The 16502-nt window shown below is 63.3% G+C and carries 17 protein-coding genes; 7 read left to right on the top strand and 10 right to left on the bottom strand.

All coding sequences use genetic code 11. The annotated features are described in order from the left end of the window. Window positions 1-4 precede the first annotated feature (4 nt). From L6D75_RS04060 to lpdA, 4 genes are all read right to left on the bottom strand, one after another. Entirely contained in the window at window positions 5-289 is a 285-nt protein-coding gene (locus L6D75_RS04060) for a lipid-A-disaccharide synthase N-terminal domain-containing protein (protein ID WP_176511782.1), read from the bottom strand. Next, entirely contained in the window at window positions 286-1029 is a 744-nt protein-coding gene (locus tag L6D75_RS04055; protein ID WP_176511783.1) for a glycosyltransferase family 2 protein, read from the bottom strand. The genes L6D75_RS04060 and L6D75_RS04055 overlap by 4 nt, the downstream gene beginning before the upstream one ends. Beyond that, the gene (locus tag L6D75_RS04050) at window positions 1026-2036 is read right to left on the bottom strand and encodes an NAD-dependent epimerase (RefSeq protein WP_176511784.1); all 1011 of its coding nucleotides are present in this window, start codon (window positions 2034-2036) and stop codon (window positions 1026-1028) included. The genes L6D75_RS04055 and L6D75_RS04050 overlap by 4 nt, the downstream gene beginning before the upstream one ends. A 112-nt stretch (window positions 2037-2148) precedes the next feature. Next, on the bottom strand, window positions 2149-3549 hold the full coding sequence (gene lpdA, locus L6D75_RS04045; protein ID WP_176511785.1) for a dihydrolipoyl dehydrogenase: 1401 nt from the start codon (window positions 3547-3549) through the stop codon (window positions 2149-2151). A 202-nt stretch (window positions 3550-3751) separates the two neighbouring features. Here lpdA and cfaB point away from each other — a divergent pair, with 202 nt between their 5' ends. Next, window positions 3752-4936, top strand: a complete 1185-nt coding sequence (gene cfaB / locus L6D75_RS04040) for a C17 cyclopropane fatty acid synthase CfaB (RefSeq protein WP_176511786.1) — start codon at window positions 3752-3754, stop codon at window positions 4934-4936. Between the two features lie 47 nt (window positions 4937-4983). Here cfaB and cls read toward each other — a convergent pair whose 3' ends face one another. Next, window positions 4984-6423, bottom strand: a complete 1440-nt coding sequence (gene cls / locus L6D75_RS04035; RefSeq protein ID WP_176511787.1) for a cardiolipin synthase — start codon at window positions 6421-6423, stop codon at window positions 4984-4986. Window positions 6424-6554: 131 nt separating this feature from the next. On the opposite strand from cls, the gene L6D75_RS04030 reads away from it, so the two are divergent. Continuing rightward, window positions 6555-7082, top strand: coding sequence for a DUF3617 domain-containing protein (locus tag L6D75_RS04030; protein WP_176511788.1), 528 nt, complete (start codon window positions 6555-6557; stop codon window positions 7080-7082). A 3-nt stretch (window positions 7083-7085) separates the two neighbouring features. Here the strand turns inward: L6D75_RS04030 and folE2 are convergent, their stop codons facing one another. Then, entirely contained in the window at window positions 7086-7973 is an 888-nt protein-coding gene (gene folE2 / locus L6D75_RS04025) for a GTP cyclohydrolase FolE2 (protein WP_176511789.1), read from the bottom strand. Window positions 7974-8108: 135 nt separating this feature from the next. On the opposite strand from folE2, the gene zigA reads away from it, so the two are divergent. From zigA to L6D75_RS04010, 3 genes are read left to right on the top strand one after another with little or no spacing between them, the layout of a single operon-like run. Then, window positions 8109-9317, top strand: a complete 1209-nt coding sequence (gene zigA, locus L6D75_RS04020) for a zinc metallochaperone GTPase ZigA (protein ID WP_176511790.1) — start codon at window positions 8109-8111, stop codon at window positions 9315-9317. After that, window positions 9314-9940 carry a DUF1826 domain-containing protein gene (locus tag L6D75_RS04015; protein ID WP_176511791.1) on the top strand — a complete coding sequence of 209 codons (627 nt, stop codon included), beginning with the start codon at window positions 9314-9316 and terminating at the stop codon, window positions 9938-9940. The genes zigA and L6D75_RS04015 overlap by 4 nt, the downstream gene beginning before the upstream one ends. A 39-nt stretch (window positions 9941-9979) precedes the next feature. Beyond that, on the top strand, window positions 9980-10951 hold the full coding sequence (locus L6D75_RS04010) for a CobW family GTP-binding protein (RefSeq protein ID WP_176511792.1): 972 nt from the start codon (window positions 9980-9982) through the stop codon (window positions 10949-10951). Here L6D75_RS04010 and L6D75_RS04005 read toward each other — a convergent pair whose 3' ends face one another. After that, window positions 10952-11344 (bottom strand): DUF3301 domain-containing protein, encoded by a 393-nt coding sequence (locus tag L6D75_RS04005; RefSeq protein ID WP_176511793.1) that lies wholly within the window; start codon window positions 11342-11344, stop codon window positions 10952-10954. 120 nt (window positions 11345-11464) lie between these two features. Here L6D75_RS04005 and pdxY point away from each other — a divergent pair, with 120 nt between their 5' ends. Further along, window positions 11465-12337 carry a pyridoxal kinase PdxY gene (pdxY, locus tag L6D75_RS04000; protein ID WP_176511794.1) on the top strand — a complete coding sequence of 291 codons (873 nt, stop codon included), beginning with the start codon at window positions 11465-11467 and terminating at the stop codon, window positions 12335-12337. On the opposite strand, the gene L6D75_RS03995 is transcribed toward pdxY, so the two are convergent. Beyond that, entirely contained in the window at window positions 12334-12819 is a 486-nt protein-coding gene (locus L6D75_RS03995; protein ID WP_176511795.1) for an acyl-CoA thioesterase, read from the bottom strand. The genes pdxY and L6D75_RS03995 overlap by 4 nt on opposite strands. A 336-nt stretch (window positions 12820-13155) precedes the next feature. Here L6D75_RS03995 and L6D75_RS03990 point away from each other — a divergent pair, with 336 nt between their 5' ends. After that, window positions 13156-14916, top strand: a complete 1761-nt coding sequence (locus L6D75_RS03990; RefSeq protein ID WP_176511796.1) for a cation:proton antiporter — start codon at window positions 13156-13158, stop codon at window positions 14914-14916. Between the two features lie 136 nt (window positions 14917-15052). Here L6D75_RS03990 and L6D75_RS03985 read toward each other — a convergent pair whose 3' ends face one another. Beyond that, the gene (locus L6D75_RS03985) at window positions 15053-15460 is read right to left on the bottom strand and encodes an SMI1/KNR4 family protein (protein WP_176511797.1); all 408 of its coding nucleotides are present in this window, start codon (window positions 15458-15460) and stop codon (window positions 15053-15055) included. 114 nt (window positions 15461-15574) lie between these two features. Beyond that, entirely contained in the window at window positions 15575-16429 is an 855-nt protein-coding gene (locus tag L6D75_RS03980) for a Tim44 domain-containing protein (protein WP_176511798.1), read from the bottom strand. Between the last annotated feature and the right edge of the window lie 73 nt (window positions 16430-16502).

Genomic DNA, 16502 nt, shown 5'->3' with positions numbered 1-16502 from the left:
GGTGTCATTCTTCCTTGAGCGGCTTGGCCTGTTGATTGATCAACTGCAGATTTCGCAGGTACACCAACAGCCCGAAGGACTGCCCGGCGATGAACACCGGGTCCTGGCGGTAGATCGCATAGAGCAGCAGCAAGGCGCTGCCGAGCATGCTCAGGTACCAGAACCCCACGGGGATCACGCTGCGCTTCTTGTATTCGCTGTACAGCCATTGCAGGACGAAACGGCCGGTGAACACCGCCTGCCCGACGAAGCCGAGCACCAGCCACAAGGTTTCACTTTGCAGCTTCATGGCTGGACCTCTTCGACCATCGCCTGCAAGCGTGTCCTGCGAATCAGCCACCACACGCCGAACAGGTCGACGATGCCGACCAGCGCGCGGTCCAGGTTGCCGTACTTGGACACACCTGCCTGGCGGTGCCGGTGATTGACCGGATGCACCAGCATGCGCCCGTTGTGGCGCTGGATCAGGGCCGGGATGTAGCGGTGCATGTGGTCGAAGTAGGGCAGGGCGAGAAACGCCTCGCGGTTGATCAGCTTGAGCCCGCAGCCGGTGTCTGGCGTGGCGTCCTTGAGCAGGCGCCGGCGCAGGCCGTTGGCCAGGCGCGAGGCCCAGCGCTTGCTGGCGCTGTCCTGGCGGTTGACCCGGTGCCCGGCAATCAGCTGCAGCCGGCCCTCGCCGTGTTGCGGGGCACGGGCCAGCGCCAGCATGCCGGGGATGTCTGCCGGGTCGTTCTGCCCGTCGCCATCCAGGGTGGCCAGCCAGGTGCCGCTGGCAAGCTTGGCGGCGTGGTAGATCGAGGTGCTCTGGCCGAGCGAGCGCTCATGGCGCAGCACCCGCAGTTCGGGGACCTGGTTGCGCTTGAGCTCGCCCAGCAGCTGCAACGTGCCGTCGCTGCTGCCGTCGTCGACCACGATGATTTCGTACTGCTCGCCCTGCAGCGCGGCGCGCACTTCCAGGAGCAGCCCTGGCAAGTTCGCCGCTTCGTTCTTGGCCGGTATCAGTACGGAGAGGGACGTGCGCTCGGTCATCGGCATTCCTGTAGTGAAAGAGTCGGGCAGGGCAGGGCCTGGAAATGCTCGCGGTACCAATCGACGAACGCTTGCACGCCCGCCTCGACCGGCACGCGGGGCTGGTAGCCCACCCAGTGGGCCAGGGCCGAAACATCCGCCCAGGTTTTCATCACATCACCTGGCTGCAGCGGCAGCAGCCGGCGCTCGGCGCGGATGCCCAGCGCCTTCTCCAGCGCCTGGACGAATGCCAGCAACGGCACGGGCTGGCCGCGGCCGATGTTGAACAGGTGGTAGGGCGGGGTGCTGGCGCTGGCCACCGGTGGGCGCAGGCGAAGGCGGCAGATGCTTTCGACGATGTCGTCGATGTAGGTGAAGTCGCGAGCCATTTCACCTTGGTTGTAGAGGTCGATGGGTTTGCCGGCGAGCATGGCTTCGGTGAACTTGAACAGCGCCATGTCCGGGCGGCCCCAGGGGCCGTACACGGTGAAGAAGCGCAGGCCGCTGGTCGGCAGGCCGTACAGGTGCGCGTAGGTGTAGGCCATCAGTTCGTTCGAGCGTTTGGTCGCGGCGTACAGCGAGATAGGGTGGTCGACGGCGTCGCTGACCTTGAACGGCATCTGCTCGTTGCTGCCGTACACCGAGCTGCTGGAGGCATAGATCAGGTGGCTGGGCGCTCGCTGGCGGCAGGCCTCGAGCAGGTTGATGAACCCCACCAGGTTGGCCTGGCCATAGGCGTGCGGGTTGTCCAGCGAGTAGCGCACACCGGCTTGTGCAGCCAGGTGAATGACCTGCTCGAAGTGGTGCGCGGCGAACAGCGTCGCCAGGCCGGCGGCGTCGGTGATGTCCAGGGGCAGGAAGGTGAAGCCAGGCAGCTCGCGCAGGATGGCCAGCCGCGCTTGCTTGAGCGATACGCTGTAGTAGTCGTTGAGGTTATCGATGCCGACGACGTCGATGCCTTGTTCACACAGCCGTCGAGCCACATGGAAACCAATGAAACCGGCGGAGCCGGTGACCAGCACCGTCATGATCTGCATCCATTTCAAGCAATCGGACGACAGTAGCTGCGGTTGATTTCGGTTTGGTGACAGCGCAAACCCGACGCCCCTTCAGGGCGCGCCGGGTCGTGGGGCAAGGGGGTCAGATTTGCATGGCCATGCCTTCGACGTTCATCGCTGCCTGGCGCAGGGCTTCGGAACGGGTAGGGTGCGGGTGGCAGGTGAGGGCGATGTCCTCGGCCGAGGCGGAGAACTCCATGGCCACGCAGAACTCGCCGATCATCTCGCTGACGCTCGGGCCGACCAGGTGCACGCCCAGCACTTCATCGGTATTGGCATCGGCGATGACCTTGGCGAAGCCTTCGGTCTCGTGGTTGATCTTGGCCCGGCTGTTGGCGGTGAACGGGAACTTGCCCACCTTGTAGGCGCGGCCTTCGGCCTTGAGCTGCTCTTCGGTCTTGCCGACGGTGGCCAGCTCCGGGCGGGTATAGATGACGCCTGGGATCAGATTGTAGTTGACCTCGTGGGGCTTGCCGGCGATGCGCTCGATGCAGGCCACCGCTTCGTCTTCTGCCTTGTGCGCCAGCATCGGCCCGGAGGTGACGTCGCCGATGACCCAGATGCCCGGCACCGAGGAGCGGTGGTGGTCGTTGGCGAGCATGCCGCGCTTGTCGGTCTCAAGGCCTACGCTCTCCAGGTTCAGGCCCTTGGTGTAAGGACGACGCCCGATGGCGACCAGCACGTAGTCGGCCTGCAGGGTTTCGGCGGCGCCGCCGGCAGCCGGTTCGAGAGTCAGGCTGACGCCGTCGGCCGATGGCGTGGCCTGGGTCACCTTGCTGCCCAGCTTGAAGCTCATGCCTTGCTTGGCCAGCGCTTTTTGCAGGGTCTTGGCGGTTTCTTCATCGGTACCCGGGCAGATCCGGTCGAGGTACTCGATCACCGTGACCTGGCTGCCCAGGCGGCGCCACACCGAACCCAGCTCCAGGCCGATCACGCCGGCACCGATCACCACCAGGTGCTTGGGCACCTGCGGCAGGGCCAGGGCACCGGTGGAGTCGATGATGCGCTGGTTGTCGATGGTCACGCCGGGCAGGGGGGTTGGCTCGGAGCCGGTGGCGATGACCACGTCCTTGGCCTGCAGCGTGGTTTCGCTGCCATCCTCGGCCTTGACAATGACCTTGCCAACGCCATCCAGGCGGCCCCAGCCTTTGACCCAGTCGACCTTGTTCTTGCGGAACAGGTACTCGATGCCCTTGGTCAGGCCGGTGACGCTCTCGTCCTTCTGTTTCATCATCTGGGCGAGGTTCAGGGTGGGCTTGACCTCGATACCGAGGTGGGCGAACTCGGCGCCGCTGGCCGCCTCGTAGAGTTCGGAGGCGTGCAGCAAGGCCTTGGACGGCATGCAGCCGACATTCAGGCAGGTGCCGCCGAGGGTCGAGCGGCCTTCCACACAGGCGACGCTCAGGCCCAGTTGCCCGGCGCGAATCGCCGCGTTGTAGCCGCCAGGGCCGCCACCGATGATCACCACGTCATAGGATTTCATGGATTCAATACTCCAGATGAGGAAGCGCGAGAGGGGCACAAGGTTAAGCTGAGCGAGGCGGATTGTATACAATCTAGCTTAAGATCATTCGGTTCTAGACCATGGTCTCGTTTAGCGGAAAGCTCGCACGAATGAACTACTCTGTTTCGGTGGCGTTCGAAATTACCAGGCGCCATGCCAAATATGGAAAGGAGGATCGTTCATGCTCGCGCAACTTCCGCCGGCATTGCAGAGTCTTCATCTACCTCTGCGCCTTAAACTATGGGACGGCAACCAGTTCGACCTGGGCCCTAGCCCGCAGGTCACCATCCTGGTCAAGGAGCCTCAGCTGATCAGCCAGCTGACTCACCCGAGCATGGACCAGCTGGGCACCGCTTTCGTCGAGGGCAAGCTGGAGCTGGAAGGCGACATCGGCGAAGCCATCCGGGTATGCGACGAGCTGAGCGAGGCGCTGCTGAGCGATGAGGATGAGGCTCCACCACCGCGGGTGGCGCATGACAAGCGCACCGATGCCAAGTCCATTTCCTACCACTACGACGTTTCCAACGCGTTCTATCAGCTCTGGCTCGACCAGGACATGGCCTATTCCTGTGCCTACTTCCGCGAGCCGGACAACACCCTCGAGCAAGCCCAGCAGGACAAGTTCGACCACCTATGCCGCAAGCTGCGCCTGCAGGCAGGTGACTACCTGCTCGACGTCGGTTGCGGCTGGGGCGGGCTGTCGCGCTTCGCCGCGCGAGAGTATGGCGCCAAGGTGTTCGGCATCACCTTGAGCAAGGAGCAGCTCAAGCTGGGCAAGCAGCGGGTCAAGGCCGAGGGCCTGGGCGACAAGGTCGACCTGCAGATCCTCGACTATCGCGACCTGCCCCAGGATGGCCGCTTCGACAAGGTGGTCAGCGTGGGCATGTTCGAACATGTCGGCCATGCCAACCTGGCACTGTACTGCCAGAAGCTGTTCGGCGCCGTGCGCGAGGGTGGCCTGGTGATGAACCACGGCATCACCGCCAAGCATGTCGATGGCCGGCCGGTGGGCCGAGGTGCGGGTGAGTTCATCGACCGCTATGTGTTCCCCAACGGCGAGCTGCCGCACTTGTCGATGATCAGCGCGAACATCTGTGAGGCGGGCCTGGAAGTGGTGGACGTGGAAAGCCTGCGCCTGCACTACGCCAAGACCTTGCACCACTGGAGCGAGAACCTGGAGAACCAGCTGCACAAGGCTGCGGCCTTGGTGCCGGAAAAAACCCTGCGCATCTGGCGGCTGTACCTGGCCGGTTGTGCCTATGCGTTCCAGAAGGGCTGGATCAACCTGCACCAGATCCTGGCAGTGAAACCTTATGCCGATGGGCACCATGACCTGCCCTGGACCCGCGAAGACCTGTATCGCTGAATAGCCAGCGAGTTAAAAAAGGGGCCGCATCAGCGGCCCCTTTTGTATTACAGGATCGGTGAAATCAGCCGTGCGATGCGCATCCCCAGTTGCTGGATGCGGTGGGTGTCCTGGCTGTCCTCGGCGGTGATTTCCCTGGCCTGCTCGAAGTCGGCCAAGAGCATGGCCTCGACCTGGTCGGCGAAGGCGCGGTCGACGGTCAGCAGGGTGATCTCGAAGTTGAGGCGGAACGAGCGGTTGTCCAGGTTGGCGCTGCCGATGGCGCTGACCTCATCGTCCACCAGCACCACCTTCTGATGCAGGAAGCCCGGCTGGTAGCGGAACATGCGCACACCGGCGCGTACTGCCTCGAACGCGAACAGGCTGGAGGCGGCATAGACGATGCGGTGGTCGGGGCGGGCCGGGATGAGGATGCGCACATCCACCCCCCGCAGCACGGCCAGGCGCATGGCGGCGAACACGGCTTCGTCGGGGATGAAGTACGGGCTGGTGATCCACACCCGCCGGGTGGCGGAATGGATCGCTTCGAGGAAGAACAGCGAACAGGTTTCCTGCGGGTCGGCCGGGCCGCTGGCCAGGGCCTGGCAGAGCACGCCGTTGTCGGGGTAGGTGTCGGGCAGTATCAGCGGCGGCAGCTCGCGGGTGGCCCAGTACCAGTCTTCGGCGAACGACTCCTGCAGGCACGCCAGCACCGGGCCGCTGATCTGCACGTGGGTGTCGCGCCAGGGTGAGAGCCGCGGGTTGCCGCCCAGGTATTCGTCGCCCACGTTGTGCCCGCCGATGAACCCGGCGACGCCATCGACCACGACGATCTTGCGGTGGTTGCGGAAATTGACCTGGAAGCGGTTGAACAAGCCGCGGCGGGTGGCGAAGGCGTGGATCTGCACGCCGCCTTCGCGCAGCTGCTGGCTGTAGCGGGCAGGCAGGGCATGGCTGCCGACCCGGTCATACAACACGAAAACCTGCACCCCTTCGGCCGCCTTGCGCAGCAGCAGTTGCTGCAGGGCCTTGCCGATCTTGTCGTCGTGGATGATGAAGAACTGCACCAGCACCACTTCGCGGGCCTGTTCGATGGCGGCGAAAATGGCGTCGAAGGTGGCCTGGCCATCGACCAGCAGCTTGACGTTGTTGTTGGCCAGGCAGGGCATGCGGCCGAGTTTTGGCATGGCCCGCAAGGCCGCGTAGCCGCCTGACTCTCGGGCGGTGAGCGCCTCTTCTACCCAGGGCCGCCAGTTGAGGTTGGCCATGGCCACGTGCATTTCCTGGTTGGCCTGGCGGCGTGCCTGGATATAGGCGTAGAACGAGCGGGCGCCGAAGATCAGGTAGGGAATGAGGGTGAAGTAGGGGATGAAGATCAGCGACATGGCCCAGGCGATTGCACCTTGGGCGGTACGCACGGTGAACACTGCATGCAGCGCTGCGGTGATGCCAAGCAAATGAATGATGCCGAGCACGTAGCCGAAGAAGTAGGGGCTGTGGTAATCCATACGCATCCTGCTTGGCGAATATACAGCGGGTAACAGAACACGTTCCAGGCCCGCCTTGCAACCTGAAAGCGGATTTGGCGTCTAAGGCTCAGCCCGGCCCGTTGGCCGGCTTTTTCGAGGAGCGTTGGTCCATGAAGATTCGTCTGCCACTGCTGGCACTGGCCCTTGGCCTGAGCAGCCCATTGGTGCACGCGCAGATGTTGCAACCCGGCTTGTGGGAGCTGACCACCAGCAACATGCAGGTCGATGGCAAGCCGTTGCCGGACATGCAGTTCATGCTGGGGCAGTTGAAGAACCTGCCGCCTGAGCAACGGGCAATGATGGAAGGCGTACTGGCCAAGCAAGGCATCACGGTGGGCGGCAATGGCGTGCGCTCGTGCCTGACGCCGGAGCAGGTGCAGACCAACGACATCCCGCTGCAGGATCCGAAGTCTGGCTGCACCCAGAAGATCACTGACCGCACGGGCAATGTCTGGAAGTTCCAGTTCAGCTGCCCCAAGGCCCAGGGGAGCGGCCAGGCGACCTTCCTGAGTGACAAGGAATTCACCACCCAGGTAAACGGCACGTTCAATGCCTCCGGCGTGCAGCAACAGGGCAGCATGAATACCCGGGCGGTGTGGCTCGGCAGCGACTGCGGAACCGTCAAGCCGCGCAGCTGACGCCTACCATTGCCACTGGCTGCTGGCGACTGCGTCGTGGGCATGCAGGCTTTCTGCATGTTCCACGCGAAGCTTGAAGCCGGTGGCCCAGCCCAGTTTTCTCAGCGCCCGATGAATCCGTCGGGCCGCGTCCTCGCAGAACATCAGGTTCTGCCCATTGGCCAAGGCGAACGCTTGTTCGTCGGCACGCTTCACTGCCGTTTGCACGGCGGTACCCAGGCTCGCTTCAACGGTGTCGATCAGCTCGGTTATGGGCAAGTTATCCAGATCGCTGCGCAAACGCAGCTGCAGTGTGGCCTGGCTGCGCTGGCTGTGTGGCGTTGCGACGATGCCTTCGCTGCGGCCCAGCCATTCGAGAACGGCGTGCCGATCCAGAATCTGCGCGCTGAAATCTTCCTGGAATTGGCGCTGAATTAACTGCCGGGCCAGTGCTGCAGAGCAGGGGCAGGTGGAGGAATAAGGCACGCGCACGGATAGTTCCACGTGGAACATTTCGTTTTCTAGCTTGGCATCCACGCTTACCGGATAACTTTTCCAGCCTGCCAAAGGGCTGACCAGCGCTGGGCGTTTTAGCAAATGATCGAAGCTCAATCGCAGATTGGCTGCCGTTGAAAGCCCTTCGTGGCTATCGAGAAAGCCTGCCAGCAAGAGGCGAATGGCGTGTGGCGTCAGCGCCTGATGCTCCAGTTGTTCCAGCGCCAGGTAGAGCCTGGACATGTGAATGCCGCGTGAATGGCCATCCACCAGATTGACGCCTGCGTCGGCCAGGGCCGCCACACTTCGCCCTTGCAACTGAATGGGCAGGGCAATTGCGCACATGCCGACCCAGTTCAAGGTCGTGGCGTGCGGCTGCGTTTGTGCGGCGATATCGGGGAGCGTCAGGCTGTTCATGGCGGCACCAGGCAAGGGAGTGACAGCGGCATCTTCGAAAACCTTCCGACGAATACGGCTTGGCGAAATTGTATTGTTACTTTATAACATTATGCAATGCATCGTTCGAATGCGCCTGCCTGAAGAGGTTTCGCCATGCCCCATCGCTTACCCGTCACCGTGCTGTCCGGCTTCCTCGGCGCCGGCAAGAGCACCTTGCTCAACCATGTGCTGCGTAACCGCGACGACCTTCGGGTCGCGGTGATCGTCAACGACATGAGTGAAATCAACATCGACGCCAGTGAGGTGCAGCGCAACGTCAGCCTCAACCGTGCCGAGGAAAAACTGGTCGAGATGAGCAACGGCTGCATCTGCTGCACCTTGCGCGAGGACTTGCTGGAAGAAGTGGCGCGCTTGGCCGAGGAAGGCCGCTTCGATTATCTGCTGATCGAGTCCACCGGCATCTCGGAGCCGTTGCCGGTTGCCGAGACCTTCACCTTCCGCGATGAGCAGGGCCGCAGCCTGTCCGACATGGCGCGCCTGGACACCATGGTCACCGTGGTCGATGGGGTGAATTTCTTGCGCGACTACCAGGCTGCCGACAGCCTCGCGAGCCGCGGCGAAACCCTGGGTGAAGACGACGAGCGTTCGATCAGCGACTTGCTGATCGAACAGGTCGAGTTCGCCGACGTGCTGCTGCTGAGCAAGATCGACCTCATCAGCCGTCACGAGCGTGAAGAGCTCACGGCCATTTTGCGCAGCCTCAATGCGCGTGCGCAGATCGTGCCGATGGTCATGGGCCAGGTGCCCTTGGGGCGCATCCTCGACACCGGGCTGTTCGACTTCGACCAGGCGGCGCAGGCGCCCGGCTGGCTGCAGGAGCTGCGCGGGGCGCATGTACCGGAAACCGAAGAGTACGGCATTGCCTCCAGCACCTGGACAGCGCGCAGGCCCCTGCACCCGCAACGCTTTTTCGATTTCATCCACAACGACTGGGACAACGGCCGGCTGCTGCGCTCGAAGGGCTTCTTCTGGCTGGCGAGCAAATTCCAGGAGGCCGGCAGCTGGTCGCAGGCAGGCGGCATGATGCGCCATGGGCTGGCGGGCCGCTGGTGGCGTTTTGTGCCGCGTGAGCAGTGGCCGCAGGACGAACAGAGCACGGCGGAAATCCTCAAGCACTGGTGCGTGGAGAGCGGCGATTGCCGCCAGGAGCTGGTGTTCATTGGCCAGAATATCGACTTCGCCAAGTTATCCACAGCGCTGGACGCCTGCCTGCTGAACGACGAAGAGATGGCGCTGGGGCCCATGGGGTGGCTGCGGCTGGCCGACCCGTTCGGACCCTGGCACGCCGAGGAGGCCGCATGAAACTGGCGCAGCGGCCTGTGGATATCTGCCAGGCCTTTGGCGAATCGCCCACGGTGCTGACGGAAATCCTGCAGGACGGCGTCAACCTCGCAGTCTGGCAGCGGCGTTTGCCGGCACAGCTGGAAGACTTCGCAGCGCTGGTGGTCAGCCTCGGGCAACCGTTGGCTGACCAACGGGTGCTAGATGTGCACGAACAGCAACCACCGGTATTGCCAGGCCTGTTGCGCGAGGCCAGTGACTTGCAGGGTTATGAAGGTTTTGTCGCCGATGTGGCCTGGTTGGTGTCGGCCTACACCTGCCTATTGGGGGCGCGGCGGGTTGGGCTGCGGCTGCGGGTGCTGCAGGGGGCGATGTGCCCGCGTTTCCATGTGGATAACGTGCCTGTGCGCTTGCTCGCCACCTACATCGGCCCTGGCAGTGAATGGCTCGAGGAAGGCGCAATAGCGCGGCCTGGCCTGCAGCACGCCGAGCCCCCTGTGGATAACATTCGCCAGCTGCAGGCGGGTGATGTGGCGGTGCTCAAGGGGGAGAAATGGCTGGGCAACGAAGGGGCGGGGCTGATCCATCGCTCGCCCGCCAGCCAGGCCCGGCGCCTGTTGCTGAGCCTTGACTGGCTGGCCTGACGGGGCATAGTGGGGGCAAATCCGCCGCGAAGTGATCGCATGCTGCAGAACATCCCCACCCATGTCATCGCCGGCCCGCTGGGCGCTGGCAAGACCAGCCTGATTCGCCAGCTCATGGCCCAACGCCCGGCGGGTGAGCGCTGGGCGGTGCTGGTCAATGAGTTCGGCCAGATCGGCCTCGATGCGGCATTGTTGGCCAGCGACCAGGACGGCATTGCCATTGCCGAGGTGGCGGGCGGGTGCCTGTGCTGTGTCAATGGCATGCCGTTTCAGGTCGGCTTGGGCCGGCTGCTGCGCAAGGCGCGGCCGGATCGTGTGTTCATCGAGCCTTCCGGGCTTGGCCACCCGCTGCAACTGCTGGATCAGCTGCGCCGTGCCCCTTGGCTCGGCGTATTGGCCGTGCAGCCGCTGGTGATGGTGGTGGATGCCCAGGCACTGGCGCGCGGGGAACGGCTTGGCGAGGCTCAACGGCAGGCGTTGGAGGCTGCTGAACGGGTGGTCATGAACAAGAGCGAGGGTGTGGACGAAAATTCTAAGCTGTTGATAACTAAGGAATTTTCTGGAAAGCAGATGACCTGGACCGAACACGGTCGGCTGCCATTCGAGCAGCTTCCGGTGTCATCCACAGGGCAGTTTCCCACTGTATATGTTGATAACTGCGCTGTGGATATTCCCGCCGGGCAACCAGGGCGCCTGTGGACAGATCCGCGCAAGCCAATCTGCATCGAGCGCAGCGGCGAGGGTGGCTGGAGTATCGGCTGGCGCTGGCATCCCAGCCAACAATTTGATCCACAGGGCCTGCGCGACGTTCTTCAAGCCTGGCCATGGCGCCGGGCCAAAGGTGTTATCCACAGCCCCGCTGGCTGGCAGTCATTCAACGGTTTGGACGGCAACCTGCCCGATTGGCAGGCAAGTGAATGGCGCCGCGACACTCGCATCGAACTGATCTTCGACCAGCCGCAAGCCGCGCAGGCATTGCAGCAGGCTGTGGATAACTGCCGGATGGGTTGATCAGTTGCGCCAGCGGTTGTGTTCCTGGCGCCACTGCTGCATCTCGATCACGTTGCCGGCCCGCGGTGGCGTCTTGATTTCGAACGGGTAGGGCGCCAGTTCGATCTGCACGCTGTGGGCGCCGAACTGGGTCACCGTGCCGGGGTGGCGTTGTTCACCGGTGACGGTGAACTCGAAGGCATACACCCGCGCCAGGCGCTTGCGGCCGTTGGCGTCGCGCACGAAGGCGATGCGCTTGAGCGCGACGGCGTCGTCGAGCAGTTCCAGGTCCAGTTTGGCGCAGTGTTGCTTGACCCGCTCCAGGGCCTTCTCGCGCAGCCCATGGTTGTGCCATAACCAAGCGCCTGCCGTGGCCACCAGCATCAGGACGAAGAGATTCTCCAGGGTCAACATTTGCGTATGCTCCAAACAGGTCGAACCAGCTTAACTGCGTCCCTGGCCTGTCGTACAGGTGGCAATCGAGTTCATACTGCGCGACGCACAATCCGTGAAACAGCTTTGGAAACCTTGCGCATGAAACGTACCCCGCACTTGCTCGCCATCCAGTCCCACGTGGTGTTCGGCCACGCCGGAAACAGCGCCGCGGTGTTTCCCATGCAGCGTATAGGGGTCAATGTCTGGCCACTGAATACCGTGCAATTTTCCAATCACACTCAGTATGGCCAGTGGGCGGGCGAAGTGCTTGCCCCAGCGCAAATTCCTGCGTTGGTGGAAGGGATTTCCAACATTGGCGAGCTGGGCCACTGCGATGCCGTGCTGTCCGGCTACCTGGGCAGCGCCGAACAGGGCCGGGCGATCCTCGCCGGGGTAGCGCGGATCAAGGCCGTGAACCCCAAGGCGCTGTACTTGTGCGACCCGGTCATGGGCCACCCGGAGAAGGGTTGCATCGTGCCCCAGGAAGTCAGCGAATTCCTGCTCGACGAGGCCGCCGCCAGGGCCGATATCCTCTGCCCCAACCAGCTCGAGCTGGACAGCTTCTGTGGCCGTCGGGCGCAGTCCCTGGAGGATTGCGTGAGCATGGCGCGCAGCCTGCTCGCGCGCGGCCCGCAGGTGGTGCTGGTCAAGCACCTGGCGTACCCGGGGCGTGAAGAGGGCATGTTCGAGATGCTGCTGGTGACCCGCGACGAGAGCTGGCACCTGCGCCGCCCGCTGCTGGCCTTCCCGCGCCAGCCGGTCGGGGTCGGCGACCTGACCTCGGGGCTGTTCCTGGCGCGGGTGCTGCTGGGCGACAGCTGGACGCAAGCGTTCGAGTTCACCGCCGCAGCGGTGCATGAAGTGCTGCTGGAAACCCAGGCCTGCGCCAGCTACGAACTGCAACTGGTGCGGGCCCAGGACCGCATTGCCCACCCTCGCGTGCGCTTCGAGGCGCAGCGCCTGGCGTACTAGATCGAATCGGTCTTCAGGTTCTGGTAGCGCTGTTCCAGTTCCTGGCGGATCTGCCGGCGCTGCTGGCCCTGCAGGAAGCGGCGCTTCTCTTCGCTGGAGTGCGGCTGGCGCGGCGGCACCGGCACCGGGCGGCGGTTGTCGTCGACCGCGACCATGGTGAAGAAGCAGCTGTTGGAATGGCGCACCGAGCGCTCGCGGATGTTTTCGGTGACCACCTTGATGCCCACTTCCATCGACGTGTTGCCGGTGTAGTTGACCGAGGCCAGGAATGTCACCAGCTCGCCGACATGCACCGGCTCGCGGAAGATCACCTGGTCGACCGACAGGGTCACCACGTAGCTGCCGGCATAGCGGCTGGCGCACGCATAGGCCACTTCGTCGAGGTACTTGAGCAGGGTGCCGCCATGTACGTTGCCAGAAAAGTTGGCCATGTCCGGGGTCATCAGGACGGTCATGCTCAGCTGGGCGTTTCCAGGTTCCATAGTGTGCTCACGGTGAGGTTGCGCTGTATCGGGGTCGTTATCTGCTGACACTTCTGTTTCCCCTTCTTGAAGTTTTGCCTTCTGGTACGGGACGTTGGCTGCGGCGCCATGGTCACGCCGATCGCGCCATCGCAGGCCGTTAACCCGCCGATCTGTTTCTACATATTGCACCGGCTTTTTGCGGCGGGGTGCGATGTTAACCTGAGTACGCCCATGCAATATGGGCTTACCTGCATTCAATACAGTATGTACTTGCTGCTCGCTCGAGGTTGCCTCGGCAGAGGAGCGGTCTGCCTGGGCATCTATCAACAGGGCACCGAAAAGGAGTATCGCGCCATGCATGCCATCAGCTTCATCCAGGATCTGGCAGTGATCATGCTGGTCGCGGGGGTGGTGACGATCCTCTTTCATCGCCTCAAGCAGCCCGTGGTGCTGGGCTACATCGTCGCCGGCTTCATCATCGGCCCGCACACACCGCCGTTCGGCCTGATCCACGATGAAGACACGATCAAGACCCTGGCCGAGCTGGGGGTGATTTTCCTGATGTTCTGCCTGGGGCTCGAGTTCAGCCTGCGCAAGCTGTTCAAGGTGGGCGCAACGGCGTTCATCGCGGCGTTCCTGGAAATCGTCCTGATGATCTGGATCGGTTTCGAGATCGGCCGCTGGTTCGGCTGGAACACCATGGACTCCTTGTTCCTCGGCGCCATCCTGGCGATCTCCTCGACCACCATCATCGTCAAGGCGCTCAACGACCTGAAGATGAAGAACGAGCGCTTTGCCCAGCTGATCTTTGGCGTGCTGATCGTCGAGGACATTCTTGGCATCGGCATCATTGCCTTGCTCTCGGGCATCGCGGTCAGCGGCACGGTGAGCTCCGGCGAGGTGTTCTCCACCGTGGGCAAGCTCTCACTGTTCATGATCGTCGCGCTGGTCATCGGCATCCTGCTGGTGCCGCGGCTGCTGGCCTATGTGGCCAAGTTCGAGAGCAACGAGATGTTGCTGATCACCGTGCTGGGGCTGTGCTTCGGCTTCTGCCTGCTGGTGGTCAAACTTGAGTACAGCATGGTGCTGGGCGCCTTCCTGATCGGTGCGATCATGGCCGAGTCGCGTCAGCTGCTGAAGATCGAGCGGTTGATCGAGCCGGTGCGCGACCTGTTCAGCGCCATCTTCTTCGTGGCCATCGGCTTGATGATCGACCCCCAGGTACTGCTCGATTACGCCTGGCCGATCGTGGTGATTACCCTGGCGGTGGTGCTGGGCAAGATGCTGTCGTGCGGCATGGGCGCGTTCATTGCCGGCAACGATGGCCGTACTTCCCTGCGCGTGGGCATGGGGCTGTCACAGATTGGCGAATTTTCGTTCATCATCGCGGCGCTGGGGATGACCCTGCAGGTCACCAGCGACTTCCTCTACCCAGTTGCCGTGGCGGTATCGGCCATTACCACGCTGCTCACGCCCTACCTGATTCGCGCTGCCGACCCGCTGTCGCTGAAGCTCGGCAAGGTGATGCCAACCCGGCTTTCACGCGTGCTGTCGCTGTATGGCGAGTGGCTGCGCAGCATTCAACCGCAAGGTGAGGGGGCCATGCTGGCGGCGATGATCCGGCGCATCCTGCTGCAGGTGGGGGTCAACCTGGCGCTGGTGATCGCGATCTTCTTCAGCGGCGGTTATTTCGCCAGCCGAATCGGCGCTTGGCTGGCTGAATGGGTCAGTGATGTGAGCCAGCAGAAGGCGGTGATCTGGGGGGCGGCGCTATTGCTGTCGCTGCCGTTCCTGATTGCGGCGTACCGCAAGCTCAAGGCGCTGTCGATGTTGCTGGCGGAGATGGGCGTCAAGCCGGAAATGGCCGGGCGGCATACCCAGCGCGTGCGTCGGGTGGTGGCCGAGGTGATTCCGCTGCTGTCGCTGCTGGTGATTTTCCTGCTGCTGTCGGCGCTGTCGGCGAGCATTCTGCCGACCAATGAGCTCTTGCTCATCATTGCGGTGGTGGCGGCGGCGGTGGTGGCAGTGCTGTGGCGCTGGTTCATCCGCGTGCATTCGCGCATGCAGATCGCCTTGCTGGAGACGCTGGAGAACAGCCGCGACCATACCCACTGAGGGGCATGCCCCCTGCGCGAGATTTCACCGAAGGCCGAGGGGATTAGGCGGTAGCGATGTCGCCAGGCGCAGAAGGCCTGGCGATTTTACGAGCCTTGGTGGCTCGTAGCCATCATTTTGTGCGGTTGCTTCTCGATCAGCTTTCCAGCCAGACGTCGCGCGCCCAGTGCCACACCGATTCCCAGCTGTCTTCGCCCACTGCTTCCTCGTCGCCATCCCACAGCACCACGGTGCCGTCTTCCTCGACGCAGTAGTAGTTGTCGCCATCCTGGCACAGCGGGATCAGGTCACGTGGAACACCCGCGTCCCAGGCATTGGCCGCGACGTCGGGCAGGTAGGTGTGCGATTGCGGGTCGGTGGCGGTCACCGGCTCCAGCGAGCCATACACCACATCGCTGACGGTCAGCAGGAACTCCTTGAACACGAACGGGATGTTGATGAACAGTTGCTCCTCGATCTCGACCAGTTGGTCTTCGTCGGGAAGCTCCAGCGGCACCGGCACGGGTTCATTGGCTTCACGGAGTTGTTCGATCACTTCTTCCACGGTTCACATCCTCTAACCTTGATGACAACGCTGCGCGTTATACCCTAGTAGGCCGCTCTGGCAAAAGCAAAAACCCCGGGACAGGCCCGGGGTTTTTTGTGCAGCGTGCGACGGTTAGCCGTTTTGGCGGATACCGGCGACCAGCCAAGGCTGGTTCTCGCCCTGGGCGCGAACCATGTGCCAGCTTTCGCTGAAGGCTTCGCCCTGGTCGAAGCGCGAGGTCTTCGACACGCCACGGAAGGTCAGGGTGGCGTCGGTACGGTCGGAGCGATCGTCCAGGCCGTCCAGTTGCACATCGAGGTTGTCGATGTAGGTGGCCTGGAAGCCATCACCCAGGTCGGCGCGCTCACGCTTGAGGAACTCGAGCATTTGCGGGGTGACGAACTCGGCGATCTTGTCCATCTCGTTGGCATCCCAGTGCTGCTGCAGCGACTGGAAGTGGTTACGCGCAGCGGCCAGGAAGTTCTGCTCGTTGAACCATGCCGGGGCGTTGATGACCGGAGCGGCAGACGCGGCAGGTGCGGCCGAACCCCCGAAGATCGACGGCTGGGCAGGCTGGGCGTGAGCTTCACGCTGGAATGGCGCGTGGCCCGGTGCGGCCATTTGCGGCTGTTGCTGGCGACGGCGCGCGGCAATGAAGCGGAACACCAGGAAGGCGATCAGCGCGACGATCAGGAAGTCCATGATCTGGAAGCCCTCGAAACCGTCACCCATGAACATGGACGCCAGCAGGCCACCGGCGGCGAGGCCGGCCAGTGGGCCCAGCCAGCGCGAAGCACCGCTGGCGGCGGCCGGAGCACGGCCCGGAGCGGTCGGCGCGGCGGCAGGCGTGGTTGGCGTGGCCTGGCGAGTCTGGTGGATAGGCGCGGAGCCCGAGCTCTTGCCGCCGCCGAAGCGCTTGGCGTTGGCGTCCAGGCTCAGCGTCAGGCCGACGCAGAGCGCCAGTGCGATGCTAAGAAAACGTTGCATAAATGGGATATCCCCTGTTGTGGATTGCACGCGCGTCATGGTGCACAGGTTCCCTGGCACATGACCAGCGACA

This window comes from Pseudomonas faucium (assembly GCF_021602585.1).
Taxonomy (GTDB): Bacteria; Pseudomonadota; Gammaproteobacteria; order Pseudomonadales; family Pseudomonadaceae; genus Aquipseudomonas; species Aquipseudomonas faucium.
The sequence above is the reverse complement of the archived record's forward strand: the minus strand, read 5'-3'. Positions and strand labels throughout refer to the sequence as shown.